Origin of the sequence: Salinarimonas sp. NSM (assembly GCF_052380005.1) — a bacterium.
In the GTDB taxonomy this organism is placed as follows: domain Bacteria; phylum Pseudomonadota; class Alphaproteobacteria; order Rhizobiales; family Beijerinckiaceae; genus Salinarimonas.
In genome coordinates this window covers 19,949-44,778 of the sequence record NZ_JBQTCJ010000042.1, presented here as the reverse complement: position 1 = coordinate 44,778, position 24,830 = coordinate 19,949, and the positions used below count along the sequence as shown (strand labels likewise).

22 protein-coding genes and 1 tRNA gene are annotated in these 24,830 nt (G+C 71.1%); 9 read left to right on the top strand and 14 right to left on the bottom strand.

Annotated elements, in window-relative coordinates; genetic code table 11:
* Nucleotides 1-256: 256 nt before the first annotated feature.
* Together ACTZWW_RS15315 and ACTZWW_RS15310 are read right to left on the bottom strand one after the other, a co-directional pair.
* Entirely contained in the window at nucleotides 257-550 is a 294-nt protein-coding gene (locus ACTZWW_RS15315) for a DUF6522 family protein (RefSeq protein WP_444781835.1), read from the bottom strand.
* 7 nt (nucleotides 551-557) lie between these two features.
* Nucleotides 558-899, bottom strand: a complete 342-nt coding sequence (locus ACTZWW_RS15310; RefSeq protein WP_444781834.1) for a hypothetical protein — start codon at nucleotides 897-899, stop codon at nucleotides 558-560.
* Between the two features lie 58 nt (nucleotides 900-957).
* Between ACTZWW_RS15310 and arfB the strand changes: the two genes are divergently transcribed.
* The gene (gene arfB / locus ACTZWW_RS15305) at nucleotides 958-1,377 is read left to right on the top strand and encodes an alternative ribosome rescue aminoacyl-tRNA hydrolase ArfB (RefSeq protein ID WP_444781833.1); all 420 of its coding nucleotides are present in this window, start codon (nucleotides 958-960) and stop codon (nucleotides 1,375-1,377) included.
* A gap of 116 nt (nucleotides 1,378-1,493) precedes the next feature.
* On the top strand, nucleotides 1,494-2,696 hold the full coding sequence (gene pcaF / locus ACTZWW_RS15300; RefSeq protein ID WP_444781832.1) for a 3-oxoadipyl-CoA thiolase: 1,203 nt from the start codon (nucleotides 1,494-1,496) through the stop codon (nucleotides 2,694-2,696).
* Between the two features lie 4 nt (nucleotides 2,697-2,700).
* Here the strand turns inward: pcaF and ACTZWW_RS15295 are convergent, their stop codons facing one another.
* The 8 genes from ACTZWW_RS15295 to ACTZWW_RS15260 all read right to left on the bottom strand — a co-directional run bounded on the left by ACTZWW_RS15295 (nucleotide 2,701) and on the right by ACTZWW_RS15260 (nucleotide 11,615).
* On the bottom strand, nucleotides 2,701-5,364 hold the full coding sequence (locus tag ACTZWW_RS15295) for a hypothetical protein (protein WP_444781831.1): 2,664 nt from the start codon (nucleotides 5,362-5,364) through the stop codon (nucleotides 2,701-2,703).
* A 94-nt stretch (nucleotides 5,365-5,458) separates the two neighbouring features.
* Nucleotides 5,459-6,019 carry a single-stranded DNA-binding protein gene (ssb, locus tag ACTZWW_RS15290; RefSeq protein ID WP_444781830.1) on the bottom strand — a complete coding sequence of 187 codons (561 nt, stop codon included), beginning with the start codon at nucleotides 6,017-6,019 and terminating at the stop codon, nucleotides 5,459-5,461.
* A 187-nt stretch (nucleotides 6,020-6,206) separates the two neighbouring features.
* A complete protein-coding gene (locus ACTZWW_RS15285) occupies nucleotides 6,207-6,752 on the bottom strand; it encodes an adenine phosphoribosyltransferase (protein WP_444781837.1) in 546 nt (181 codons plus the stop codon).
* A gap of 65 nt (nucleotides 6,753-6,817) precedes the next feature.
* Nucleotides 6,818-7,693: an S-methyl-5'-thioadenosine phosphorylase gene (locus tag ACTZWW_RS15280; protein WP_444781829.1), complete on the bottom strand. Its 876-nt coding sequence runs from the start codon at nucleotides 7,691-7,693 to the stop codon at nucleotides 6,818-6,820.
* Between the two features lie 152 nt (nucleotides 7,694-7,845).
* Nucleotides 7,846-8,718, bottom strand: coding sequence for a cytochrome c1 (locus ACTZWW_RS15275; RefSeq protein ID WP_444781828.1), 873 nt, complete (start codon nucleotides 8,716-8,718; stop codon nucleotides 7,846-7,848).
* Nucleotides 8,719-8,760: 42 nt separating this feature from the next.
* The gene (locus tag ACTZWW_RS15270; RefSeq protein ID WP_444781827.1) at nucleotides 8,761-10,044 is read right to left on the bottom strand and encodes a cytochrome b; all 1,284 of its coding nucleotides are present in this window, start codon (nucleotides 10,042-10,044) and stop codon (nucleotides 8,761-8,763) included.
* A gap of 98 nt (nucleotides 10,045-10,142) precedes the next feature.
* Nucleotides 10,143-10,682: a ubiquinol-cytochrome c reductase iron-sulfur subunit gene (gene petA / locus ACTZWW_RS15265; RefSeq protein ID WP_444781826.1), complete on the bottom strand. Its 540-nt coding sequence runs from the start codon at nucleotides 10,680-10,682 to the stop codon at nucleotides 10,143-10,145.
* 321 nt (nucleotides 10,683-11,003) lie between these two features.
* On the bottom strand, nucleotides 11,004-11,615 hold the full coding sequence (locus tag ACTZWW_RS15260; protein WP_444781825.1) for a 2-hydroxychromene-2-carboxylate isomerase: 612 nt from the start codon (nucleotides 11,613-11,615) through the stop codon (nucleotides 11,004-11,006).
* Nucleotides 11,616-11,828: 213 nt separating this feature from the next.
* Here ACTZWW_RS15260 and ACTZWW_RS15255 point away from each other — a divergent pair, with 213 nt between their 5' ends.
* Nucleotides 11,829-13,061: an argininosuccinate synthase gene (locus tag ACTZWW_RS15255; protein WP_444781824.1), complete on the top strand. Its 1,233-nt coding sequence runs from the start codon at nucleotides 11,829-11,831 to the stop codon at nucleotides 13,059-13,061.
* 21 nt (nucleotides 13,062-13,082) lie between these two features.
* On the opposite strand, the gene ACTZWW_RS15250 is transcribed toward ACTZWW_RS15255, so the two are convergent.
* Both ACTZWW_RS15250 and argH read right to left on the bottom strand, forming a co-directional pair.
* Nucleotides 13,083-13,724 carry a phosphoribosyltransferase gene (locus ACTZWW_RS15250; protein WP_444781823.1) on the bottom strand — a complete coding sequence of 214 codons (642 nt, stop codon included), beginning with the start codon at nucleotides 13,722-13,724 and terminating at the stop codon, nucleotides 13,083-13,085.
* A 117-nt stretch (nucleotides 13,725-13,841) separates the two neighbouring features.
* Nucleotides 13,842-15,242, bottom strand: coding sequence for an argininosuccinate lyase (gene argH / locus ACTZWW_RS15245; RefSeq protein ID WP_444781822.1), 1,401 nt, complete (start codon nucleotides 15,240-15,242; stop codon nucleotides 13,842-13,844).
* A gap of 28 nt (nucleotides 15,243-15,270) precedes the next feature.
* On the opposite strand from argH, the gene tlpA reads away from it, so the two are divergent.
* Both tlpA and ACTZWW_RS15235 read left to right on the top strand, forming a co-directional pair.
* Entirely contained in the window at nucleotides 15,271-15,933 is a 663-nt protein-coding gene (tlpA, locus tag ACTZWW_RS15240) for a thiol:disulfide interchange protein TlpA (RefSeq protein ID WP_444781821.1), read from the top strand.
* A gap of 186 nt (nucleotides 15,934-16,119) precedes the next feature.
* Complete coding sequence (locus ACTZWW_RS15235; RefSeq protein WP_444781820.1) at nucleotides 16,120-17,862, top strand: NAD+ synthase; 1,743 nt, start codon at nucleotides 16,120-16,122, stop codon at nucleotides 17,860-17,862.
* A gap of 9 nt (nucleotides 17,863-17,871) precedes the next feature.
* Here ACTZWW_RS15235 and ACTZWW_RS15230 read toward each other — a convergent pair whose 3' ends face one another.
* Nucleotides 17,872-18,852 carry a nucleotidyltransferase domain-containing protein gene (locus ACTZWW_RS15230; RefSeq protein ID WP_444781819.1) on the bottom strand — a complete coding sequence of 327 codons (981 nt, stop codon included), beginning with the start codon at nucleotides 18,850-18,852 and terminating at the stop codon, nucleotides 17,872-17,874.
* On the bottom strand, nucleotides 18,830-19,426 hold the full coding sequence (locus tag ACTZWW_RS15225) for an exonuclease (protein ID WP_444781818.1): 597 nt from the start codon (nucleotides 19,424-19,426) through the stop codon (nucleotides 18,830-18,832). The genes ACTZWW_RS15230 and ACTZWW_RS15225 overlap by 23 nt, the downstream gene beginning before the upstream one ends.
* Before the next feature lie 358 nt (nucleotides 19,427-19,784).
* Here ACTZWW_RS15225 and ACTZWW_RS15220 point away from each other — a divergent pair, with 358 nt between their 5' ends.
* The 4 genes from ACTZWW_RS15220 (at nucleotide 19,785) to ACTZWW_RS15205 (ending at nucleotide 24,787) form a co-directional block, all read left to right on the top strand.
* Entirely contained in the window at nucleotides 19,785-21,719 is a 1,935-nt protein-coding gene (locus ACTZWW_RS15220) for a hypothetical protein (RefSeq protein ID WP_444781817.1), read from the top strand.
* Nucleotides 21,720-21,811: 92 nt separating this feature from the next.
* Nucleotides 21,812-23,416, top strand: a complete 1,605-nt coding sequence (locus ACTZWW_RS15215; RefSeq protein WP_444781816.1) for a response regulator — start codon at nucleotides 21,812-21,814, stop codon at nucleotides 23,414-23,416.
* A 111-nt stretch (nucleotides 23,417-23,527) separates the two neighbouring features.
* Nucleotides 23,528-23,604: transfer RNA gene (locus ACTZWW_RS15210), tRNA-His, on the top strand.
* Nucleotides 23,605-23,719: 115 nt separating this feature from the next.
* A complete protein-coding gene (locus ACTZWW_RS15205; RefSeq protein WP_444781815.1) occupies nucleotides 23,720-24,787 on the top strand; it encodes a tartrate dehydrogenase in 1,068 nt (355 codons plus the stop codon).
* Nucleotides 24,788-24,830 lie beyond the last annotated feature (43 nt).

Here is a 24,830-nt window from a genome sequence, read left to right as displayed (position 1 = left end):
GCTCGGGGTCGCCGGGCTGGCGCGCCACCACGGCCGGCGCGTCCTGCGCCCGAACGCCCTGCGCCGCCGCGATCGCGCCCAGGGTGACGAGCCCCGCGGCGACGAGGCCGGCGGCGAGGGCCGGGGCGAAACGGCGTCTGGTGGCGCGGATCGGCACGGGTGCGCGGGCTCCGGAACGGCCGCGACGCGGCGCGGCATGCTTTCCGGAAGATGAACGAGAGTGGTTGAGAGCCGGTAAACGCGGATGGGCGCGGCGCTATCCCGGCCGGCGCATCGCCGGCGGCAACGGCGCGTCGCCGAAGGAGACCCGCGAGCGCGAGATCACCCGCCCCTCGTCGTCGACGACGATCCGGAAGCGGGCGCTCGCGTGGAAGAAGGTCAGCCGCCAGCGGCCGGAATCCTCGTTCTCGCCGCGCTCGACGAGGCTCGTGATCGCGCCCTCGCGCAGGAGCGCGACGACCCGCTCGGGCGCGAGCCCGAGGCCGGAGCCTATCAGCGTCGCATCGACGTCGAAGCCGTCGGCGTCGCGGCGCACGAAGCCGTCGTCCATCCCCGGCTCAGCGGGGCTGGTCGTCGCGATCGACGACGCGGTACTCGACGTCGATGATCTCGCGCGCGCCCGGCGGCCGCGGACGGAAGGGATCATCGGCCGGCCCCGTGCGGGGCGCGACGTCCCGCGCGGCGTTGCCCTTGCCGCCTAGCGCCCTGCCGCGGCCGATCCAGGCGGCGATCCCGCCGGCGACGAGCAGGACCGGCACCGCCAAGAGCGCGATCCCGAAGGCGAGCGTGAGAACGAGGAGCCCGACGAGGAAGGCCGCGACGAGCCCGAGCCCGATCGCCCAGCGCGGGACCGTGACCAGGCGCGGTTGACGGCCGTCGTACTTGATGAAACGGATCATGCGCTCACATCTCCCTCTCGTCTCGTCCCTATATCGGGGCATCCGCCGCGAGTTTCAAATGATCGAGGTCACGCCCACGATCGCTCTCGAAGAGGGCGAGATCGAGATGGTCCCGATCCGCGCCTCCGGCCCCGGCGGGCAGAACGTCAACAAGGTCTCGAGCGCCGTCCAGCTGCGCTTCGACGCCGCCGGCTCCCCCTCCCTGCCCGATCCGGTGAAGGCGCGCCTGCCCGCGATCGCCGGCTCGCGCATGACCAAGGAGGGCGTGATCGTCATCACCGCCCAGGTCTACCGCGACCAGGAGCGCAACCGCGCCGACGCGATCGCCCGGCTCGTGGACCTGATCCGCCGCGCCGCCTACCGGCCGCCGCCGCGCCGCCCCACCCGGCCGACCCTCGCCTCCAAGCGCCGCCGGCTCGACACGAAGACGAAGCACGCTCGCACGAAGAGCCTGCGCGGCAAGCCGCCGGCGGATTGAGCCCCCGTCCGCCGGGCGAGCGCTCACATCCCGGCTGCCCGCCTCGCTCGCTTGACCGCCGGCCGAGCGGGCGCGACACACGTCGGCAGAGAGCCGGATACGGGAAGGGGAGCGCGATGCGCGACGTCTACATCTGCGACTACGTGCGCACGCCGATCGGCCGCTACGGCGGCGCCCTCGCGCGGGTGCGCGCGGACGATCTCGCCGCGGCGCCGATCCGCGCGCTCGTCGCGCGCACGCCGGCTCTGGCGGAGGCGGTCGACGAGGTCTGGCTCGGCTGCGCCAACCAGGCGGGCGAGGACAACCGCAACGTCGCGCGCATGGCGCTCCTCCTCGCCGGCCTGCCCGAGGCCGTGCCGGGCGTGACGCTCAACCGGCTCTGTGCGTCCGGCATGGACGCGGTCGGCGCCGCCGCGCGCGCGATCCGCGCCGGCGAGATCGACTGCGCCATCGCCGGCGGCGTCGAATCGATGACCCGCGCGCCCCTGGTCATGGGCAAGGCGGAGAGCGCCTTCCAGCGCTCGGCCGAGATTTACGACACCACGATCGGCTGGCGCTTCGTCAACCCGGCGATGAAGGCGCGATACGGCATCGACTCGATGCCCGAGACCGGCGAGAACGTCGCCGCCGACTGGGGCGTCTCGCGCGCCGACCAGGACGCCTTCGCACTGCGCTCCCAGGCGCGCTATGCGGCGGCAGCCGAGGCGGGCTTCCACGCGGGTGAGATCGTCCCCGTCGAGATCCCCGGCCGCAAGGGCGCCGTCGAGGTGGTGGACCGCGACGAGCACCCGCGTGCCGACACGACCCTCGAGGCGCTCGCCAAGCTGAAGGCGCCGTTCCGCGAGAACGGCACGGTGACCGCGGGCAACGCGTCCGGCGTCAACGACGGCGCCGCCGCGCTCGTCCTCGCCACCCGCGAGCGCGCCGAGGCGCTCGGCCTCGTGCCGATCGCGAAGGTCCTGGGAATGGCGTCCGCCGGCGTCGCGCCGCGCGTCATGGGGGTCGGCCCCGTGCCCGCCACGCGCAAGCTGTGCGAGCGGCTCGGCCTCTCCGTCGCCGATTTCGACGTGCTCGAGCTCAACGAGGCCTTCGCCGCGCAGGTGCTGGCGGCGCTGCGCGACCTCGGCGTCGCCGACGACGCCGCGCACGTGAACCCGCACGGCGGCGCCATCGCGCTCGGCCACCCGCTCGGCATGTCCGGCGCCCGCCTCGTCGGCACCGCGGCGCGCGCCCTCCACGCCCGCGACGGCCGCCGCGCGCTCGCGACGATGTGCGTGGGCGTCGGCCAGGGCGTGGCGATGGCGCTGGAGCGGGCTTGATCCGCTACGGTCGATCGAGGAGCGCCTGGTATTCCAGGCGCAGGCCGACATCGTCCTCGTCGCATGGATCGCCCGCGCTGCAGGCGTACCAGGTCCTGTCCACCGACAAGGGGGGCCCCGGGCGCGCCGTCAGATCGACCGAGCTCGGGATGCCGCCCACGGGCGCGCCCTCGGGCCGGACGTAGGCGGCGATCGGGACCGGTGCGAGGCAGCGGTTGTCCGGCGGGCCGAGCATTTCGAGCAGGCGCAGCGAACATTGGCCGCCGCTCGTATTCGTGATGCTCAGCACACGGGTGCCGCGACCGGTCTCGATCGAGGCGGCTGCGGGCGCACCCTCGAACGGCTGCCCGCCGTAGGGCTCGCGGGTGACGGCGCCGCCGCTCGGCGGCGGGCTCGGCCGCAGCCTCACCGAGACGGTCCGGGGTGCGCTCCAGGCGAACACCCTCACCTCGGCGAGCGCCCCCGCACCGAGCCCCGTCGCGAGCGGACGTGCGACCACGTGCGGTCCCACCGCCGACAGCACGGCGCGACCCGGGGCCTTCGCGCGCACGACGACGCGCGCGACCGCCGCGCCCGCCGGTATGGTCAGCGCACCCGAGGCCGGGTCGACGATCTCGACGACGTCCGGCGCGTCGCTGGCGAGCGCGACGTCGAGCGACCGTGTAGCCGGGCAGCCGAGAGCGATCTCGAGCGCGAGCAGCCGGCCGCCGGCACCGGGATCCTCGACGGCCGAGAGGCGGGGATCGTCGATGGCCAACGTGTGGACGACGCGTAGAACGTTCGACGGTGAGGGCTCTTCGCTCGGCCGCCCGCACAAGGTGGGGCGCGCCTCGATGCGGTCGGCGGGAAGGATCGAGCCCGCGGGGAGCACGATCACGTCGTCGGACGACCCATGCAGGACACCCTGAGCGAGCAGGCGGTGCGCCGACGCCATCGCGCCGCCGGGCGTCTCGCGCTCGGTGCGCACCACGTCCACCCGGGTTCCGACAGGCCCATCCAGGACATGCACGGCCGCTCGGCAGGCGTCGAGCACCCATGCCGCACCGTGGCGCAGGTCGCGTACCTCCGCGCCACGAATGTCGAGGACGAGCCTCCGGACATCGGGCGTGGGCGCGACCGTCACGGCGGAGCTCGCCGCGCTCTCGATCCCACCGGCCGACTGCCGCGCGACGAGCGACCAGCCGGCCTCCAGCGCGTGGTGCAGCGGGACCCGATCGGCCGCGGCCCGCCCGATCGCGAGATCGCGCTCGCCCGACGCGGTCAGGATCGCGCCGGTGCCGAGCACCGTCGCCGTGGCACCGTCCGCCCGCCCGGCGACCAGCACCGACTCCATGCAGGCATGGACCGGTTCCACAATTTGCGGCGGCGGCAAGGACGTGGGCGATGGCCCGACCGGGACCTCCGCCACGCTCTCCTGCGCACAGGCCGCGGGGCCGCCCGGTCCCGGCGCGATGCGCGCGGTGACGCGGATCGTCTCGCCGGCGGCGAACGCCTCGTTCGGTGCGAAGACCAGACGCAGCGGCGTGAGGGAGCGCCCGGCGACCGGGATGTCCTCGTAGCTGCGCACCACGCTCCCCGCCGCGTCGAGGACCTCGACGGAGAGGATCGCACCCGCGACTGCGTCGCGCAGCGAGAGCGTCGCGTCACCCGCCGCGACGGGCGCGATCGCGATGGGCGGGAGCCGGACCGGGGCGACGTCGGTCCGGGCGTCCCCGCAGGAGACCAGGCCGGCGCTCGGCATCTCCTGGTTCGCCCGCAGCATGTCGCCGGGCAGTGGCAGCACCCCGAGCCGCGACACCGCAGCGGGCGCGGTGGCGCATTGCGGGCCGAACAACGGGGCGGCGTCCTCGCTCGCGATCCGATAGCGCGCCCCCGGAACGAGTCCCTCGAGGGCGACGACGGGGCGGCATGCGGAATGGGGGCCGGGGAATGCGGGCGGCTCGAGCCGACGCTCGCATCCGGCTATCGTCTCAACGCGGGTGAGCGGCGGCAGCGGCACCCGTGTCGTGAAGGGCCGACCGGCGAGGCGTGCTTCGAGCCGCAGGGCATGGGCGCTCCGCGGCCAGAAGGAATCGGGGATGGCGAGCGCCGCCGGCCGGAACGGGTCGATCTCTGCGGTCGCCAGCAGCGGATCGGCGGCGGCGGGATCGAGGAGCACGAGCTGCGCCCCCGGCACGAGCCCCGACACGAGCGCACCGACGCAGCCCGCTCCCGTGTAGAAGACGGTATTCGCCTCGTACGCCGGCGGCGCCATCATCCGCGTGGGCAGGGGGCGAACGGTCACGCGCTCCGAGCAGACCATCGGCACACCCGGGCGCGACGCGCATGCCGCGATCGCGCGGCCCGCCCGCAGAGCATCCACCGGATCGTCCCAGGGAACCGCGAGGCGGACTGGCCCGGCCGCGTTCGGCGCGACGTCGAGGCGGGTCGGATCGCCGTCGGCGTCGTAGGCCACGAGCGCCACGTCCGTCCCCCGTTGGACGCTCTCGACGTAGACGGCGCCGGCCCCCTCGTGCACGGGCTCGACGATCGCCGGCCGCAGAACGCCCGCCTGCTGGGCGGCCGCGGGGCCGACCGACCAGGCCAGCAGCGGGGCGATCACCGCGAGCGAGAGACGGCTGCGCGTCCGTCCCGCGCTGCGCCGAGGATGGAGGATCCCGATCGACATCACGTCACCGCGGTGTAGCCACCCCCGCAGTGAAGACTAGCGCATCCTGCGTCGCCCCGATTGACGTGGATCAAGCGGCGAGCGGATCGTCTCATCAGAACGGGATGTCGTCGTCCATGTCGTCGTAGCGCGATCCGCCACCGCCCGATCCACCACCGCCACCGACGCCGCCGCCGCCGGGGCTCGCCGGGCGGCGCTCCATCGGGGAGGAGCGGCCGAAGTCGCCGCCGCCACCGCCGCCGCCACCGCCGTAATCGTCCCCGCCGTAGTCGTCACCACCACCGCCCCCGCCGCCACCACCGCCGCCGCGGCCGCCGAGCAGGGTCAGCTCGCCGCGGTAGCGCTGGAGCACGACCTCGGTCGTGTACTTCTCCACGCCCTCGCGGTCGGTCCACTTGCGGGTCTGGAGCTGGCCCTCGATGTAGACCGTCGAGCCCTTCTTGAGGTACTGCTCGGCGATCTTGCCGAGCTGCTCGTTGAAGATCACCACCGAGTGCCACTCGGTGCGCTCCTTGCGCTCGCCCGTCGCCTTGTCGCGCCAGGTCTCCGACGTCGCCAGCCGCAGGTTGACGATCGGGTCGCCGTTGCTGGTGCGCCGCACCTCGGGGTCCCTGCCCAGGTTCCCCACCAGGATCACCTTGTTCACGCCGGCCATGATCGCCTCCGCTGTCCTTCGCTCGTCGCCATCGTTCGCCGTCTTTGTGCGGCCCGGCGGGCCGGTCGGCAAGCCCCGAAGGGTCGTGTCCACCGCCCTTTCGATCGTCGTCGTCGAGCGAGTTATGTTCTATTTTCGTTCCGACCGCAAGCGCGGCATTCCCCGCGTGGCACGTGTCTGAAGCCGCTCAGTGCCCCTCGAACGCCACCAGCGAGCGCACCTCCACCCCCATCCCCCGCAGCCGCTCGGCCCCGCCGAGATCCGGCAGGTCGACGATGAAGCAGCAGGCGACGACCTCCGCGCCGATGCGGCGCAGGAGCGCGACGGCGGCGGTGGCGGTGCCGCCGGTGGCGATCAGGTCGTCGACGAGCACCACCCGCTCGCCGGCGACGAGGGCGTCGGCGTGGATCTCGATCTCGTCCGAGCCGTACTCGAGCGCGTAGGCGATGCTGACCACCTGGTGGGGCAGCTTGCCCTTCTTGCGGATCGGCACGAAACCCGCCGAGAGCTGGTGCGCCATCGCCCCGCCCACGATGAAGCCGCGCGCCTCGATGCCGGCGATCTTGTCGACCTTGGTGCCGGCGTAGGGGTTGACCAGCTCGTCGATCGTGCGGCGGAAGGCCCGCGTGTCGCCGAGCAGCGTCGTGATGTCCCGGAACATGATGCCGGGCTTGGGGTAATCGGGGATCGTGCGGATCGCCGACTTGATCTCGGAGGCGGCGGGCGTGTCCATCGGGCGCGTGTCCATGATGCGCAGGTCCTCGAGGCGCGTATCCATCGGGTGGAGTGCGGGGGTGGTCAGCGGTTCAGCACGCGGCCGGCGACGGCGTCGAGCTTGGCCATGAGCGCCGGATCGCGCATCTCCGGCGCGGTCATGATCGCCACCTCCAGCGCGGTATCCGAACCGACGGGGCACGGCTCGTGCTCCTCGGGAAAGTCGCGCGCCACCCGCGCCACGAGTCGCGCCGCGTTCGCGGCGTTCGCACGCACCACCGCGATGACGGAGGCGACGTCGACCGCGGCGTGGCCGGGGTGCCAGCAGTCGTAGTCCGTCACCATCGCGATCGTGGCGTAGGTGATCTCCGCCTCGCGGGCGAGCTTCGCCTCGGGCATGTTGGTCATGCCGATGACGTCGTAGCCCATCTGCTTGTAGCCGAGGCTCTCGGCGAGGCTCGAGAATTGCGGCCCCTCCATGCAGACATACGTGCCGCCCTTGCGCACGTCGACGCCCTCGGCGACGCCGGCGTCGTGGAGGCGCTGCTGCAGGGCCGGGCCCACCGGGTGCGCCATCGAGACGTGGGCGACGCAGCCCTTGCCGAAAAACGAGCTCTCTCGCTTGTGGGTGCGGTCGACGAACTGGTCCACGAGAACGAAGCAGCCCGGCGGCAGCTCGTCCTTGAACGAGCCGCAGGCGGAGAGCGAGACGATGTCGGTGACGCCGGCGCGCTTCATCGCGTCGATGTTGGCGCGGTAGTCGATGTCGGACGGGGACATCCGATGCCCGCGGCCGTGGCGCGGCAGGAACACGATCGGCGTCGTGGCGATTCGGCCGATGCGCAGGACGTCGGAGGGCTCGCCCCAGGGCGATGCCACCCGCTCCTCGCGAACGTCCTCCATGCCGGGCAGGTCGTAGACGCCCGAGCCCCCGATCACGCCCAGTACCGCGCGTGCCATGTCGTCGGCCTCTCCGGTTGTTGCGACGCGATGCTAGCGGGAAGCGTGGCGCGGGCAACCCCCGAAATGCGGCCGCGTTGCGCAAACGGAAAGGGGGCGCCCTGCGAGGAGCGCCCCCGTCCTGCGATCACGCGTGCGGCACGCGGCCGGCATCAGCCCGCGGCGTGGCCCTCGGTCTCGCCGCCGACGCGCGCCCAGATGCGCTTCTTCGTGAAGTAGAGCAGCCCCGCGAAGACGAGGAGGAAGACGAGGACCTGGAAGCCCATCGCCTTGCGCGCCTCGAGATGCGGCTCGGCCGTCCACATCAGGAACGCCGTGACGTCCTTGGCGTACTGCTCCACCGTCTCGGGGACGATCGGGCGGCCCTGGTCGTCGCGCGGGTACTCGACCACGCCCTCGAACAGGACGTTGGGCATCGCCACGATGTGGCCGGGATAGTAGAGGTTCCAGTTGCCGAGCGCCGGATCGAAATCCTCCGGCGGGTCGACGTAGCCCTTCAGGAAGGCCGCCAGGTAGTCCGGGCCGTTCTCGTTGTACTGCGTGAACACGTCGGTGATCCACAAGGGAAAACCGCGCTCGTAGGTACGGGCCTTGGCCATGACCGAGAGGTCCGGCGGGGCCTTGCCCCCGTTCGCGGCGGCCGCCTGCTGGTAGTTCGCGAAAGGCGACGGCCAGAAGTCGGCCGGCGTCGCCGGGCGCTGCACCGGATCGCCGAACTCGTCGTAGCCGCCGTCGACGAGGTACTCGGCCGCGAAGGCCTCGACCTGCGCCTCGGTGTACTCCGGCCCGCCCTCCTCCGCGAGGTTGCGGAAGGAGACCTTCTCGAGGCCGTGGCACGAGGCGCAGACCGTCTTGAACACCAGGAACCCGCGCTGGAGCTGCGCGCGATCGTAGGTGCCGAAGGGGCCGGCGAAGCTCCAGTCCTGCCGCGGCGGCGTGACGCCGCCGCCCGCGGCCTGCGCCAGCCCACCGTGCAGCGAGAGGGAGGCCGCGACCGCGCCGGCGATGATGAGGCTCTTCTTCATGGTTCTCGAACCCTTGTCCTGATCTCGCTTTCCCACCGCGCCTCAGCCCTTCGACTGAGGCTCGGCGGCGGCGCCGACGGGCATGCCCGACCCGCTCGCCTGCTTCTTGCCCAGCACCGCCTCCGTGATGGAGTTCGGCAGCGGCAGCGGCTTCTCGAGCAGCCCGAGGAGCGGCATCGCGATCAGGAAGTAGGCGAAGTAGAGGAAGGTGAAGATCTGCGTCAGCACGACGTAGATGCCCTCTGCCGGACGCGACCCGAGCCAGCCGAGCACCAGGCAGGTGACGACGAAGGCCCAGAACAGCACCTTGAACACCGGCCGGTACGAGCCCGAGCGGACCTTCGACGTGTCGAGCCAGGGCAGGAAGGCCAGCACGGCGATGGCGGCGAACATCAGCACCACGCCCAGGAGCGCGTCGGGAACGGCGCGCAGGATCGCGTAGAAGGGCAGGAAGTACCACTCCGGCACGATGTGCGCCGGCGTCGCCGCGGGGTTCGCCGGGACGTAGTTGTCCGCGTGGCCGAGGTAGTTCGGCAGGTAGAACACGAACCACGCGTAGACCGCGAGGAAGCACACGATCGAGAACGTGTCCTTGACCGTCATGTAGGGGTGGAACGGCACCGCGTCCTTGCCCGACTTGATCGGCACGCCGGTCGGGTTGTTGTTGCCCGGCACGTGCAGGGCCCAGACGTGGAGCATGGCCACGCCGAGGATCATGAAGGGCAGGAGGTAGTGCAGCGAGAAGAAGCGGTTGAGCGTCGGGTTGCCGACCGAGTATCCGCCCCAGAGGAACGACACGATGGTGTCGCCCACGAGCGGGATCACCGAGAACAGGTTGGTGATCACGGTAGCGCCCCAGAACGACATCTGGCCCCACGGCAGCACGTAGCCCATGAAGGCGGTGGCCATCATCAGGAGCAGGATGATGACGCCCAGGATCCACAGCACCTCGCGGGGCGCCTTGTACGAGCCGTAGAACAGGCCGCGGAAGATGTGGATGTAGACCGCGATGAAGAAGAACGACGCGCCGTTCGCATGCATGTAGCGAAGCAGCCAGCCGTACTCGACGTTCCGCATGATGTGCTCGACCGACGTGAAGGCGTAGTCGGCATGCGGCGTGTAGTGCATCGCCAGCACGATGCCGGTGACGAGCTGAATGATCAGCATCACCATCAGGATCGCGCCGAAGGTCCAGAAGTAGGTCAGGTTGCGCGGCACCGGGAAGGCGACGAACGAGGAGTGAACCAGGCCGATGATCGGCAGCCGGCTCTCCAGCCACTTCGCGGCGGCGCTCTTGGGAACGTAGGTGGTGGGATGTGAGCTCATGGGTCTGGCCTGCTTGGTCTCGCCTGGTCGGCTCTCGTTCGGATTTCCGTCGGCCGCGGCACCGAGCCGGCGCCGCCGCCGCGAGGCGCGCTCTCGCCTCAGGCCTCCTCGCCGATCACGACGGACGTGTCGCTGGCGAATCGGTAGGGCGGGACCGGCAGGTTGATGGGCGCCGGGCCCTGGCGGATGCGCCCCGACGTGTCGAACACCGAGCCGTGGCACGGGCAGAACCAGCCGCCGTACTGGCCCTGGAAGTCGAGCGGGACGCAGCCGAGATGGGTGCAGTTGCCGTAGATGATGAGCCAGTTCTCGCGGCCCTCCATCACGCGGGCCTGATCGGCCTCGGGGTCCTTGAGATCGGCGAGGGGGGTGGCGCGCGCCGCCTCGATCTCGGCCGGCGTGCGGTTGCGCACGAAGACCAGCTTGCCGCGCCAGAACAGCTTGACGATCTGGCCTTCGGAGATCGGCGCCAGGTCGACCTCGATCGGCGCGCCGGCCGCGACGGTCTGCGCGTCGGGCGCCAGCTGCGCGATGAAGGGCCAGGCTGCGGCGGCGACGCCGACGGCGCCCATGGCGCCCGTCGCCAGAAACAGGAAGTCGCGCCGGGTGGGCTCTTGCGCTGCGGTGGTCTCGGCCACGTCACTCTCCCGAGCAGGGTTCAAGAAGACGGTCTACGCGCTGTCACGCCTCGCGAGAGACGCGACGAACGGATGGAGCCGCGCGGATCGTGCCGGGGGAAGTGCAACAGCGGCCGCGCGCGCGCAATGCGACCGGGCGTCGCCCGCGCGGCGAAGCCTTTGGCACGGCGACGCTCGTCTGTCCATAGCTGGAACCGTTCCAGGCGGCGCGAAGCGGATTTCCACAGGCGACAGAGGTGCGTCCGCGACGCCGAGCCGCAGCCGAGCTTGACGTCCGCCCGCGGCTTCGCGCCTCGGGCGCACCGAGTCGGGCGCGCCGCGTCAGGCCTCCTCGCCCGCCGCCCAGGCGAGCGCACGCTCGAGCCGGTCGTCGCCCCAGAACATCTCGCCGTCCTCGGCGAAGAAGGTCGGTGCGCCGAAGACGCCCTTCGTGCGCGCCTCCTCCGTGACGGCGCGCAGGCGCTGCTTGTTGGGGTCCGCGCTCGCCGCCCTCATCGTCGCGTCCGAGTCGAGGCCGACGCCACCGGCGAGCGCCGCCACCGCGGACGGTTCCTCGATCGAGCGCGCCTCGCCGAACTGCGCATGGAACACCGCCCGCACGAAGGCGCCGCACCACGGCTTGTCCGCGCCGAAGAGCGCCACGCGGGTCGCGGCGAGACCGTTCTGCGGGAACGGCTCGGGCTTGCGGAAGGGCAGGCCCCGGCGCTCCGCCTCGCGCGCCACGTCGCGCCACATGTAGCGGCCCTTGGCGGGGTAGAGGTTGAAGGGAGAGGTGTTCCAGCCCTGCGCCTGGAAGATCGGCCCCAGCAGGAACGGCCGATAGCGCACGGCCACCCCGGCCGCCTCGGCCAGCGGCTCGATGCGCATCGCCGAGAGGTAGGCGTAGGTCGAGGCGAAGTCGAACCAGAACTCCAGGACGGGGCGGCGGGTCATACGGGCCTCATCTCGCGCGCGGGGTGTGTGAGGTCGAGAATGCGCGATCCACGGCGGGGACGGGAGCTGTTGCGCGCGCCGTCCACCGCATTATAAACGCGCCCGGTCCACCCACGGCACGATGGCGGCGAAAAAAAGTCCGGCCGTCGTCCCGCGCTCGCGTCCGTCGCTCTCGTCCCCACGTTCTCCAGCCGCCGTCAGAAAGCCGAACCCATGACCGACAAGCGCGTCAACAAGGTCGTCCTCGCCTATTCCGGCGGCCTCGACACCTCGATCATCCTCAAGTGGCTGCAGACGACCTACGGCTGCGAGGTGGTGACCTTCACCGCCGACCTCGGCCAGGGTGAGGAGCTCGAGCCGGCGCGCAGGAAGGCGGAGCTGCTCGGCATCAAGCCGGAGAACATCTACATCGAGGACCTGCGCGAGGAGTTCGTGCGCGACTACGTCTTCCCGATGTTCCGGGCGAACGCGCTCTACGAGGGCGTCTACCTGCTCGGCACCTCGATCGCGCGCCCGCTGATCGCCAAGCGCCAGATCGAGATCGCCGAGATGACCGGCGCCGACGCCGTCTGCCACGGCGCCACCGGCAAGGGGAACGACCAGGTCCGCTTCGAGCTCGGCTACTATGCCTTGAAGCCCGACGTCACCGTGATCGCCCCCTGGCGCGAGTGGGACCTGCGCTCGCGCGAGCAGCTGATCGCCTTCGCGGAGCAGCACCAGATTCCGATCTCCAAGGACAAGCGCGGCGAGGCGCCCTTCTCTGTCGACGCGAACCTGCTCCACACCTCCTCGGAGGGCAAGGTGCTCGAGGACCCCGCCGAGGTCGTGCCCGACTACGTCTTCTCGCGCACGCTCTCCCCGGAGGAGGCGCCCGACACCCCCACCGTGATCGCGGTGGGCTTCGACAAGGGCGACGCCGTCTCGATCGACGGCGAGGCGCTCTCGCCCGCGAGCCTGCTCGCACGTCTCAACGATCTCGGGCGCGACAACGGCATCGGCCGCCTCGACCTCGTCGAGAACCGCTTCGTCGGCATGAAGAGCCGCGGCATGTACGAGACGCCCGGCGGCACGATCCTCTCGGTCGCCCACCGCGCCATGGAATCGATCACGCTCGACCGCGGCGCGGCGCATCTCAAGGACGAGCTCGCCCCGCGCTACGCCGAGCTGATCTACAACGGCTTCTGGTTCTCTCCCGAGCGCGAGATGCTGCAGGCGGCGATCGACAAGAGCCAGGAGCACGTCACCGGCACGGTGCGGCTGAAGCTGTACAAGGGCGGCGTGCACGTCATCGGCCGCGAGAGCCCGTTCTCCCTCTACGACCAGGACCTCGTCACCTTCGAGGAGGGCGCCGTCGCCTACGACCACCGCGACGCGGCGGGATTCATCAAGCTCAACGCGCTGCGGCTGCGCACGCTGGCGCAGCGGCGCAAGAAGCTGGGGATGTGAGGCGGGCGGCGGGGCTCGCCCTCAACCCCGCGCGCCCGCCAGCGCCGCGACCACCTCCTCGTCCGTCGTCTGGTCGAAGTCCTCGTAGTAGAGCCCGACCGCGTGGAAAGGGTAGGGCGTGGTGAGCGCCACGACCTCGTCCGCCTCCTCGCGCAGGGCCTCGACCGCCTCGATGGGCGCCACCGGCACCGCCAGGATGCGCCGGGCGGCGCCGGCCTTCTTCAGTGCCCGGAGCGCGGCCTTCGCCGTCGAGCCGGTGGCGACGCCGTCGTCGACGACGATGACCGTGTGCCCGGCGACGTCGAGCGGCGGGCGGTCGCCGAGATAGACGCGGCGTCGGCGCTCGATCTCGGCGAGCTCGCGGCGCTTCGTGTCCTCGAGATAAGCCCCGTCGGCACCCGCCATGCGCGCTGTGGCGGCGTCGATGACGATCTGGGGGTCCTTGCCGTCGACGACGGCGCCGATGCCGTACTCGGGATGGCCGGGCGCGCCGATCTTGCGCACCATCACCAGGTCGAGCGGCGCGCCGAGCGCCCGTGCCACCTCGGCCGCCACCGGCACGCCGCCACGCGGCAGGGCGAGCACGATCGCGCCCTCCTCCGAATGGCCCGAGAGCGCGTCAGCGAGGCGCCGCCCGGCGTCGACCCGATCCTTGAACATCATGGCGCTCGCCTCCCGTCCGCGGTCGCTCCCACGCAAAGGGAACCCGCGCAAAGGGAAAGCGCGAGCGGGCCTCGCGGTTTCGTCGGCCGCGCATCCGGCTCGCCCTCGGACGCGCCCTCAGCCCCGGACGCGCGCCTCCTTGGCGAGCTGCGCGAGCCAGCGCCTGGCCTGCCGCCTGACGTTCGCCGGCGCGGTGCCGCCGTAGCTGGTGCGGCTCTTCACCGACTTCTCGACTCCGAGCACGTCGAAGATCTCCTGCCCGATCCGCGGCTCGACATCCTGCATCTCGGCGAGCGTGAGCTTCTCGAGCCCGACCCCGCGCTTCGCCGCGAGCCCGACGAGGCGCCCGGTGACGTGGTGCGCGTCGCGGAACGGGAGGTCGAGGACGCGCACCAGCCAGTCGGCGAGGTCGGTGGCGGTGGAGAAGCCCGCGCCCGCCCACTTCTTCATGGCCTTCACGTCCGGCTCCAGGTCGCGGACCATGCCGCTCATGGCCGCGATGCACAACGAGATCGTCTGGAGCGCGTCGAACACGCCCTCCTTGTCCTCCTGCATGTCCTTCGAATAGGTCAGCGGCAGGCCCTTCATCACGACGAGGAGCCCCTGCAGCGCGCCGAGCACCCGGCCGGTCTTGCCCCGTACCAGCTCGGCCGCGTCGGGGTTGCGCTTCTGCGGCATGATCGAGGAGCCGGTGGTGAAGGCGTCCGAGAGCTTGATGAAGGCGAATTGCGGCGTCATCCACAGCGTGATCTCCTCGGCGAGCCGGGAGAGATGCACGGCGCAGATCGCGGCCGCCGACAGCGTCTCGAGCGCGAAGTCGCGGTCCGAGACCGAATCGAGGGAATTCGCGGTCGGCCGGTCGAAGCCGAGCGCCGCCGCCGTCCGGGCGCGGTCGATCGGGAAGGACGTGCCGGCGAGGGCGGCGGCGCCGAGCGGGCATTCGTTCATGCGCCGGCGCGCGTCGGCGAAGCGCCCGCGGTCGCGCGCGAGCATCTCCACATAGGCGAGGCAATGGTGCCCGAAGGTCACCGGCTGGGCCGACTGCAGATGGGTGAAGCCCGGCATCACCGCCCCGGCGAACGTCTCCGCCTTCTCCGCGAGCGCCTGCTGGAGGCCCGCGAGCTGGAGATCGAGCGCGTCGACCGTGTCGCGCACCCACAGCCGCATGTCGGTCGCGACCTGGTCGTTGCGCGACCGCGCGGTGTGGAGCCGCCCGGCGGCCGGGCCGACGACCTCGCGCAGCCGCGACTCCACGTTCATGTGGATGTCCTCCAGCGCCCGCGAGAACGTGAACGTTCCCGCCTCGATCTCGGCCAGAATCGACTTGAGACCGTCGGAGATCGCGCCCACATCCTCTGCCGAGAGGATGCCCGTCTCGCCGAGCATCGCCGCATGCGCGAGCGAGCCGCGGATGTCCTGGGCCGCGAGCCGCTTGTCGAAGTCGATGGAGGCGTTGATCTCCTCCATGATCTCGGCCGGGCCGGTCTCGAACCGGCCGCCCCACATCCGATTGCTCACGCGTGACCTCTGTAGCTCGAGTATGCCGATGACCGACGAGACGAAACCCCATCGCCCGCGCGGGCTGCGCCGCGGCCCGATCCTGGTGGCCGGCGCCCTCGTCGTCGGCGCACTCGTAGCTTTCGCGCTCGTCTCCCGCAACAGCGAAGCCGTCGCCGAGGCCTGCATTCCGGCCCAGGAGACCCTCGCGCGGCTCGCGCCGACGGCCACGGGCGAGGTCGCGGCGGTGTCCGTGCACGCCATGCCGCGGCTCGCCCCGCAGATCGCCTTCGCCGGCCCGGAGGGCGAGCCGCTGACGCTCGCGGACTTCGAGGGCCGGACCGTGCTCCTCAACCTCTGGGCCACCTGGTGCGCGCCGTGCCGCGAGGAGATGCCGGCGCTGGACGCCCTCCAGGAGACGTACGGGGGCGAGGATTTCGAGGTCGTCGCCGTCAACGTCGACACCCGCCACCTCGACCGCCCGCGCGCCTGGCTCGAGGAGCACGGCATCGACGACCTCGCCTACTACGCCGAGAACGAGGGCACGCTGATGCAGACCCTCCAGCGCTCGGGCCACGTCGTCGGCCTGCCGACCACGATCCTCGTCGACGGCAGCGGCTGCGAGCTCGCGGTGCTCAAGGGCCCGGCGGAATGGGCGAGCGGCGACGCCTTCGCCATGATCCGCGCCGCGCTGGGGCGCGAAGGCGGCTGAGACGGACCGCAGCCGTCGATGACGAGCGCCGACGCTCTCCCCTCTCCACGAGGGAGAGGGGAGCCGCCGATCGCGGACCATCGACGCCGTGCCCTTCCGGAACCGCGGCCCCGCCCGGCCGTTCGCCCCGATCCCCTCCACGCGCACCCTTTGCCGCGACCCGGCGGCTGACGTAGATTGCCCGCCATGACCCGCACGACCTTCCGCATCGCCCTCGCCCAGCTCGATCCCACCCTCGGCGCCGTCGACGCCAACCTCGCCCTCGCCCGCAAGGCGCGGGGCGAGGCGGCAGAGCAGGGGGCGGACCTCGTCGTCTTCACCGAGCTGTTCCTCGCCGGCTACCCGGCGGAGGACCTCGTCCTCAAGCCGGCCTTCCAGGACGCCTGCCGCGCGGCGCTCGAGAGCCTCGCGCGCGACACCGCAGACGGCGGGCCGGCGGTGCTCATCGGCCTGCCCTTCGTGGAGAGCGGCGTGCTCCACAATTCCTACGCCTATCTCGACGAGGGCCGCGTCGGGGCGGTGCGCCACAAGGTGGACCTGCCGAACTACGGCCCCTTCGACGAGAAGCGCGTCTTCGAGCCCGGCCCCCTCCCCGGCCCGATCATGATCCGCGGCGTGCGCGTCGGCGCGCCGATCTGCGAGGACATCTGGGGCGAGGAGGTGGTCGAGTGCCTCGCCGAGACGGGGGCGGAGATCCTCGTCGTGCCCAACGGCTCGCCCTACTGGCGCGGCAAGACCGACGAGCGCTTCTCCATCGCCGCCGCGCGGGTGACCGAGAGCGGCCTGCCGATGATCTACGTGAACCAGGTCGGCGGCCAGGACGAGCTCGTCTTCGACGGCGCATCCTTCCTGCTCCAGGCCGACTGCGCGCTCGCGGGCATGCTGCCGAGCTTCTCCGAATGCGTCGTCACCACGACCTGGGAGCGTGGGCCGGACGGCTGGCGCTGCACGGACGCGCCGCGGCACGTCGCTCCCGAGGGAGCGCAGGCGGACTACGCGGCCTGCGTGCTGGGGCTACGCGACTACGTCGAGAAGACCGGTTTCCCCGGCGTCGTGCTCGGCCTCTCGGGCGGCATCGATTCGGCCCTGTGCGCGGCGATGGCGGTCGACGCGCTCGGCCCCGAGCGCGTGCACTGCGTCATGCTGCCCTACCGCTACACCGCCACGACCTCGCTCGAGGACGCGGCCGCCTGCGCGAGAGCGCTCGGCGTGCGCTACGACATCCTGCCGATCGCCGAGGCCGTGGAGGGCGCCGAGCGCGTGCTCGCGCCGCTCTTCGCCGGCACCGAGCCGGGCGTCACCGAGGAGAACGTCCAGAGCCGCACCCGCGGCACGCTGCTGATGGCGATCTCGAACAAGTTCGGCGCCATGGTGGTGACCACCGGCAACAAGTCCGAGATGTCGGTGGGCTATTCCACCCTGTACGGCGACATGAACGGCGGCTTCAACCCGGTAAAGGACCTCTACAAGACCGAGGTCTTCGCCCTCTCGCGCCTGCGCAATTCCTGGAAGCCGCCGGGCGCGCGGGGCCCCGACGGCGTCGTCATCCCCGAGCGGATCATCACGAAGCCGCCCACCGCCGAGCTGCGGGAGAACCAGACCGACCAGGATTCGCTTCCGCCCTACGACGTGCTCGACGACATCCTCGCCCTCCTCGTCGAGGGCGAGACCCGCATCTCCGACATCGTCGCCCGGGGCCACGACCCGGACGTCGTCCGCAAGGTCGAGCGACTGCTCACCATCGCCGAGTACAAGCGCCGCCAGGCCGCGCCGGGCGTGAAGGTCACCCGCCGCAGCTTCGGCCGCGACCGACGCTACCCGATCGTGAACCGCTTCCGGGACGCGGGGGAGCCGGCGTTCGCGGGGGACGCGAGCCTGTATCGGGACGGGGGTGGCGCCGGAGGGAGCCGGGTGGACCTGGATTTTTAGAGAGATCGATCAGACGATCATCAATCGGTAGAGGCGGGTTCCCTCCCCGACCGTTCTGAGCGTCCGTGCGATCGCATCTCCGAAACGTTCCGCTTCATCCATTAAGGGCTTCGCGGATTGCTTGTCTCTGAAGAGCGCGAGAGCCTCATCCTCCTTTCCGGCGGTCAACTGAAGAAACGAGTCGTACATCGCGAGCAAGTTCTGCAGGTCATCGCGGGCCATCTCGGCGCCCGAGTGGCTCGCGAGTGCTTCGAGGCGGGTCGTGGGCGACAGCTTGGCCATCGCGACGGCATCGGCCAATGAGACGGTCCCCTTTTCGTTGAAGATCGCTTGCATGAACATGAGCGCGGAGTAGCAGGTGAGCATACGGCTGTACTTCAGCTTGAAATTCTTCAGGCGCCTCTTCGGCTTCGCCTGCTCCGGATAGTCCCGGGTGCGGGCTTCGAAATTGACGCAGAAAGTGCGCCAGAGACGAAGAATATCATTTATGAAGAAGGCGGGCTCGAAACTATCGGCATGGTCCTCGTAGTCGCGCCAATAGGCGCCAAACACCTCTGCTAGAAAGCCGTCGAACATCTCCTCGCCCAAAAGCGGCATGCTCTCCAGAAGCATCAGCAACCGGGCGGTGAACGTATTCTCTACATCGTCTTCCGGAGTTCCGAGGGTCTGAGTGAGGTTGGCGACGGTGTAGCCTACGAGATAGCGACCATCGCCGTCGAACTCGGAAATTCCGTGTTGCCGCGTTGCTTCGATCAGCGACGCCTTGACCAACGTCTCATCGAGCCTGCTCAGGAGAGGCGTACTGTTCGCGTCTTGACCGGACAGGATGAAGAGATCGAGATCACTGCTCGGCCCAGCTTCCAATCGCCCATAGGAACCTGTCGCGTAGACGCATGCCTTCCCCTGGATCAGCGTCCGCGCGCGGTCGAGACTCCGTCTCAACTCGGACAGCTTCGAACCAGCATGCTCACGGCGTTCCGACAACCTCATGCGTGCACCCATCCCACTCAAACACGTTGGCGAATATTTCCGCCTGCCCGATCGCGTCGTCAAGGGCGTGGTGAGTGTGTGCGCGCTCCGGCAACAGGAAGCCGGGCATTCGGGAGCGACCGGCCTCGGAGATTGGCAGGCCCGCCTTTGCGGCGTACGCGGTCTTGATGTCGTAGCACCGCGAATGCCCGAATGGGGAACCGCCGACCGCGAACTGGACGAAGTACCAGGAAAGCCAGGACCAGTCGAAGCTCAGCGGGTAGGCAACGAGGACGGGACTGCCCTGGCCGGCGACCGCACGGACGAAGCGCGCGGCCTCCGACATCGCCGCGCGCGCGTCGCGCCCCTCGCGCAGCAGGCGCGCCCGGTCTAGCCCGTTCACCGCGAGTGCCGCCGGCTCGAAACGATCGGAGATCGGTGCGAGCTCGGCATAGAAGGACGTGTCATGGCGGGCGGGCCGCTCGAAGCGGCGCCCATCGTATCGACCCGCATAGACGAGGGCGAAGGACAGCATCGAGTAGGGGCCGGGGATCGGCCCGTCGGTCTCGACATCGGCGGAGAAGTAGACGTCCAAGGCGCGCTCCAAGGGCCGGTGACCGCGTCCCCGGAGGGCGGCGGATCCGTCGCGCGCACCCTATCGAAATGCGGACGGCCTGCCAAACGAGGAACGCGCCGACATCCGCCTCCGCGCACAGCCGTAGCCGCCCGACCGACAGGCCAAGACCCAGCTCCGAGGCCGGTCAGCTCTTGAATCGGTTCAAGGTGAATTATTAGATTACAAGTATATAATATTTATTCATTTACTGTGCGTTGCTATTATATTTATCTTCGTCTACAACATCTCCCGATACGAAGACGGCTCAGCGACGGCCGCTGCGCGCCTCCCAAGCGCGCGGGTGCGCTCGCTCGCGGCCTGCCGAAGGAGGTTGATCATGACCACGTTCGACACCCGCCTCGACACCGGCGCGACCGGGACCGGTCGGCCCGGCCCGGCCGACATCCTCTTCCTGCTGCCGCAGCCCGGCACCAACGGGGCCGGCACCGGTACCAGCGCGACGACCGGCACGACCCGCACCGGCGGCCCGCTCGTCGTCGCACAGACTGCGCCGATCGACGTGATCGACGCCGCGCGCGAGGCGCTGACGCCGGATGCGCTGGTGTTCGGGGCGACGACGCCGCGCATGCCCGGCGGCGTGCCGGGCTGGCTGGCGCCGGCGGGCAACTTCGCCCTCTACGGCCTCGAGAACGGCAACTGGAGCTATTTCGGCGCGCGTCCGGTCCAGCCGCTGCCCCCGATTCCCACGCCCTGGGGGCCGATCCGCCAGGGCCTGTCCTACGTCGGCACCGCCGGCCAGGCGGCCGACGGCAGCTTCACCGATCAGGCCGGCGTGGGCTGGACCGCCGTCATTCCCTCACCCTCGGGCGACATTCTGCTCTTCGCCAACTCGCGGCAGGACGCGCTGACGATCGGCAACGCGATCCAGGACCGCGGGCGGCACATCGTGAACGTCAACTTCGGCGCCGCCTACGCGCTCAACGACGGCGCGGCGCGGCTGCTCGCGACGAAGTTCCCCGGCGCCGCCCTCGTGATCGAGGGCGCCTCGCAGGTGACCGGCGCCAACGTCTGGGGCGGTGTCGGCTATTCCGAGGTGCCGATCCAGATGGTGATCGAGAACGGCGCCCCGAGCGCCCTGATCATCAACGGCAACGAGATCCCGATGGACCAGCTCGCCGCCCTGTTCGGCGACGAGATCGAGAGCCGTGCGCTCAGCGGCGGGTTCATGCCCCAGAGCCTGAACAACTCGGTGCTGCGCGACTTCGACCCCCGCCACACCAACCTGACGCAGGAGGGCTCGGATTGGAGGCGGGTGATCGAGCGCGCCTTCGAGCGCGGCGTCAGCGATCCCGCGCAGCAGTACGACCTGATGCTGCAGGCGCTCGAGAACCCGCAGGCCGTGTTCGGCGACCTGCCGCCCGAGGGACGCAAGGCCGCGCTCGTCCTCGTCAATGCGATGCTCGGGCGCACCGACGAGGCGAACCGCCTCGCCGCCGAGCTGTACCCTTTCGACAATACGGTCGACGGCCTGCGCCCGCGCGGGCTCCAGACCCTGCGGATCGACGAGCTCGCCGCCCTCGACGGCGCGCGCGCCGGCGGGGAGCGGATCTCCTACGGCTGGGTCGGCGTGCCGGGCATCGGCCAGGCGGAGCTGCGCTACGACCCCGCCGCCGAGCGCTACTCGGTGCACGGCCGCAACGGCGCACAGCATCCGCTGCCGAACGCGGGCTCGCTCGAGGACGCGCGCGAGCAGGCCCGCGCCCTCATCCGCGGCGGCGGCTTCTCGCCGGAGAACGTCTTCCCGCTCGCCGGCTACGACGGCACGCCGATCGCGACCATCCCCGACGACCAGCCGACCCGCATCGGCCAGGGCTGGGCCGGCGTGCCGGGTGTCGGCCAGCTCGAGATCCGCTGGGATTCGCGCACCGGCGACTACTCGGCGCACGGGCCGAACGACGCGCAATATCCGCTGCCCGGCGTCGACACCGCGGACGAGGCGAGGGCGCGCGTGCGCGAGATGATCCGCAACGGCGGGGTCAGCCCGCAGAACATGTTTCCGCTCGCCGGCCCGCCGGTGGCGAACATCCCGACCGATCAGGCGACGCGGATCGGCCAGGGCTACGCCGGCGTCGAGGGCATCGGCCAGCTCGAGATCCGCTGGGATTCGCGCACGGGCGACTACTCGGCGCACGGACCCAACGGCGCCCAGTACCCGCTCCCCGACGCCACCACCCTCGGCGAGGCCAGGGAGCGCGTGCGCGAGATGATCCGCAACGGCGGGGTCAGCCCGCAGAACATGTTCCCCCTCTGACGCGATCGCGCACAATTCACGAGATCGCCCAAGTGATCTGAACTAAGCTCCGGCCGCGCCGCGCCCTCGCGCCCGCGCGTCCGGAGAGACCGATGCTCGAGATCCTGCGCCAGCTCTTCGCCCCCGAGAGCCTCGCGCCCCACGGCATGTGCCTGACTTGGCGCCCCGAGCTGATCTATGCGCACGTCGTCTCCGACGCGCTGATCGGCGCGGCCTACTTCTCGATCCCGCTCGCGCTGGGCGCCTTCGTCGTCAAGCGGCGCGACGTTACCTTCGGCTGGGTGTTCTGGTGCTTCGCGCTGTTCATCCTCGCGTGCGGGGCGACGCACTTCTTCTCGATCTGGACGCTGTGGAACCCGGACTACGGCGTCCAGGCCGTGCTCAAGGGGTTCACGGCCCTCGTCTCGCTCGCCACCGCCGCGATCCTCTGGCCGCTCCTGCCCGCCGCGCTCGCGCTGCCCTCGCCCAAGCAGCTCGCAGCGGCCAACGCGAGCCTCGAGGCGCGCATTGCCGAGCGCGACGCGGCGCTGGCCGCGCTCCGGCGCGAGATCGCCGAGCGCGAGAAGGCGGAGGAAACGCTGCGCCAGGTCCAGAAGATGGAGGCGGTCGGACAGCTCACCGGCGGCGTCGCCCACGACTTCAACAACCTGCTCGCGGCGACGCTGTCGAGCCTCGAGCTCCTCGCCAAGCGCGTGCCCGAGGACGACGCCAAGGCGCGGCGCTACCTGGAGAACGCGTTGACCGCAACGGAGCGCGGCGCGGCGCTGACGCATCGCCTCCTCGCCTTCGCGCGGCGCCAGGCGCTCGCGCCGACGACCCTCGACATCGCCGGTCTCGTCTCGGGCATGATGGACCTGCTGCGCCGGTCGCTCGGCCCGATGATCGACGTCGAGACGCGCTTTCCGGACGCCCTCCCGCCGGTTCGGGTCGACGCCAACCAGCTCGAGCTCGCACTCCTCAACCTCGCCGTGAACGCCCGCGACGCGATGCCCGAGGGCGGGCGGCTCGTCGTCTCAGCGAGCGAGACCACGGTCGCCGAGGACGACCCCGCCGGCCTCACGCCGGGGCGCTACGTCCGGATCACGGTGCGCGACGGCGGCTGCGGCATGGATGCGCAGACGCTCGCGCGCGCCACCGAGCCCTTCTTCACCACGAAGGAGATCGGCAAAGGCACGGGGCTCGGCCTGTCCATGGTCCACGGCCTCGCGGCCCAGTCCGGCGGCACGCTGCGGCTCGCGAGCGAGCCCGGCGTCGGCACCGAGGCGGTGATCCTGCTGCCGGCCGCGGACGCGGCGGACATCGTGCCGGCTTCCGCGCCGGAGGCGATCGAGGGGCCGCTGCAGCCGCTCTCGATCCTGCTCGTCGACGACGATCCCCTCGTGCTGGCCGGCACCCGCGACCTCCTGGCCGAGGCCGGGCACCGGGTCGTGGCCGTGGCCTCCGCCGCCGAGGCGCTGGCGCGGATCGAGACGGACGACGGGTTCGACGTCGTGCTCAGCGACCTCGCGATGCCCGGCATGACGGGCGTGGCCCTGGCGCAGACCCTGCGAGAGCGCCGGCCGGACCTGCCCGTCGTCCTGCTCACCGGCTTCGGCGAGGCCGCGGGAGACTGGCCGCGCCTCGCCAAGCCCTTCCATGCCGACGAGCTCGCCCGCACGCTCGCGCCGATCGCGCATGCGCGGGCCGAGCGCGGGTGAACGTCGGCGCGGCGGCCTCCCGGCGACGGACTTGGGCGGGGGCTTGCGCGCCCCGGCGTTTTGGGCCATATGCCGGGTCCGGCCCGCGGCGTCCCCGCGGCGGCCCGCCATGCAGCTGTAGCTCAGTTGGTTAGAGCGTCGGATTGTGGCTCCGAAGGTCGGCGGTTCGAGCCCGCCCAGCTGTACCATCTCCCCCCGTCTCTCCCTCCGCTCCCAGGCCCGATTGGCCCGCGCTCACGCCCGCGGCGCTTCCGCCCGTCGGCTGCGGCCTTATGATGCCGCGGCAACGAACGGGAGGACGCCATGGCGCGCACGTACAGGATCGCGGTGATCCCCGGTGACGGGATCGGCAAGGAGGTGGTGCCCGAGGGCGTGCGGGTGCTGGAGGAGGCCGCCAAGCGCCACGGCTTCGTCCTCGAGCAGGACTGGTTCGACTTCGCCTCCTGCGACTACTACGCCAGGCACGGGCGCATGATGCCGGAGGACTGGAAGGAGCGGATCGGCGGCCACGACGCGATCTTCTTCGGCGCGGTGGGCTGGCCGGACACGGTTCCCGACCACGTCTCCCTGTGGGGCTCGCTGCTGCTGTTCCGGCGCGAGTTCGACCAGTACGTCAACCTTCGCCCGGTCAAGCTCATGCCCGGCGTCCCCTCGCCGCTCGCGGGGCGGGAGCCCGGCGACATCGACTTCCTCGTCGTGCGCGAGAACACCGAGGGCGAGTACTCCTCGGTCGGAGGGCGCATGTTCGCCGGCACGGACCGGGAGGTCGTCATCCAGGAGACCGTGATGACGCGGGTCGGCGTCGACCGGGTGCTGAGATACGCCTTCGAGCTCGCCCAGCGCCGCCCGCGCAGGAAGCTCACCTCGGCGACCAAGTCGAACGGCATCTCGATCACCATGCCCTACTGGGACGAGCGCGTCGCCGAGATGGCGAAGGCGTATCCCGGGATCACGGTGGACAAGTTCCACATCGACATCCTCACCGCGCATTTCGTGCTGCATCCGGACTGGTTCGACGTCGTCGTCGCCTCCAACCTGTTCGGCGACATCCTCTCCGACCTCGGCCCCGCCTGCACGGGCACGATCGGCATCGCGCCGTCCGGCAACATCAACCCGGAGGGCGACCACCCCTCCCTGTTCGAGCCCGTCCACGGCTCCGCGCCGGACATCGCCGGCCAGGGCATCGCCAACCCGATCGGGCAGATCTGGTCGGGCGCGATGATGCTCGATCACCTCGGCGAGCGGGAGGCGGCCGCCGAGATCGTCGCCGCCATCGAGCGCACGCTCGGCGAGCGGACGCTGCGCACCCGCGATCTCGGCGGCAACGCGGGCACGCAGGACTGCGGCCGGGCCGTTGCGGAGACGCTCTGACGGGGCTCCGCCACGCGCATCCGCGTCGCTCGAGAACACCTCG

What these genes read in the sequence shown, in the direction of transcription:
- ACTZWW_RS15260 (WP_444781825.1), bottom strand. Translation starts at nt 11,615, where the DNA reads ATGACCCGCCGCCCCGTCCTGGAGTTCTGGTTCGACTTCGCCTCGACC.
- ACTZWW_RS15220 (WP_444781817.1), top strand. Translation starts at nt 19,785, where the DNA reads ATGACCACGTTCGACACCCGCCTCGACACCGGCGCGACCGGGACCGGT.
- ACTZWW_RS15255 (WP_444781824.1), top strand. Translation starts at nt 11,829, where the DNA reads ATGACCGACAAGCGCGTCAACAAGGTCGTCCTCGCCTATTCCGGCGGC.
- ACTZWW_RS15250 (WP_444781823.1), bottom strand. Translation starts at nt 13,724, where the DNA reads ATGATGTTCAAGGATCGGGTCGACGCCGGGCGGCGCCTCGCTGACGCG.
- ACTZWW_RS15215 (WP_444781816.1), top strand. Translation starts at nt 21,812, where the DNA reads ATGCTCGAGATCCTGCGCCAGCTCTTCGCCCCCGAGAGCCTCGCGCCC.
- ACTZWW_RS15295 (WP_444781831.1), bottom strand. Translation starts at nt 5,364, where the DNA reads ATGTCGATCGGGATCCTCCATCCTCGGCGCAGCGCGGGACGGACGCGC.
- arfB (WP_444781833.1), top strand. Translation starts at nt 958, where the DNA reads ATGATCGAGGTCACGCCCACGATCGCTCTCGAAGAGGGCGAGATCGAG.
- ACTZWW_RS15285 (WP_444781837.1), bottom strand. Translation starts at nt 6,752, where the DNA reads ATGGACACGCCCGCCGCCTCCGAGATCAAGTCGGCGATCCGCACGATC.
- pcaF (WP_444781832.1), top strand. Translation starts at nt 1,494, where the DNA reads ATGCGCGACGTCTACATCTGCGACTACGTGCGCACGCCGATCGGCCGC.
- ACTZWW_RS15270 (WP_444781827.1), bottom strand. Translation starts at nt 10,044, where the DNA reads ATGAGCTCACATCCCACCACCTACGTTCCCAAGAGCGCCGCCGCGAAG.
- ACTZWW_RS15310 (WP_444781834.1), bottom strand. Translation starts at nt 899, where the DNA reads ATGATCCGTTTCATCAAGTACGACGGCCGTCAACCGCGCCTGGTCACG.
- tlpA (WP_444781821.1), top strand. Translation starts at nt 15,271, where the DNA reads ATGACCGACGAGACGAAACCCCATCGCCCGCGCGGGCTGCGCCGCGGC.
- ACTZWW_RS15205 (WP_444781815.1), top strand. Translation starts at nt 23,720, where the DNA reads ATGGCGCGCACGTACAGGATCGCGGTGATCCCCGGTGACGGGATCGGC.
- ACTZWW_RS15280 (WP_444781829.1), bottom strand. Translation starts at nt 7,693, where the DNA reads ATGGCACGCGCGGTACTGGGCGTGATCGGGGGCTCGGGCGTCTACGAC.
- ACTZWW_RS15230 (WP_444781819.1), bottom strand. Translation starts at nt 18,852, where the DNA reads ATGAGGTTGTCGGAACGCCGTGAGCATGCTGGTTCGAAGCTGTCCGAG.
- ACTZWW_RS15275 (WP_444781828.1), bottom strand. Translation starts at nt 8,718, where the DNA reads ATGAAGAAGAGCCTCATCATCGCCGGCGCGGTCGCGGCCTCCCTCTCG.
- ACTZWW_RS15315 (WP_444781835.1), bottom strand. Translation starts at nt 550, where the DNA reads ATGGACGACGGCTTCGTGCGCCGCGACGCCGACGGCTTCGACGTCGAT.
- ACTZWW_RS15235 (WP_444781820.1), top strand. Translation starts at nt 16,120, where the DNA reads ATGACCCGCACGACCTTCCGCATCGCCCTCGCCCAGCTCGATCCCACC.
- ssb (WP_444781830.1), bottom strand. Translation starts at nt 6,019, where the DNA reads ATGGCCGGCGTGAACAAGGTGATCCTGGTGGGGAACCTGGGCAGGGAC.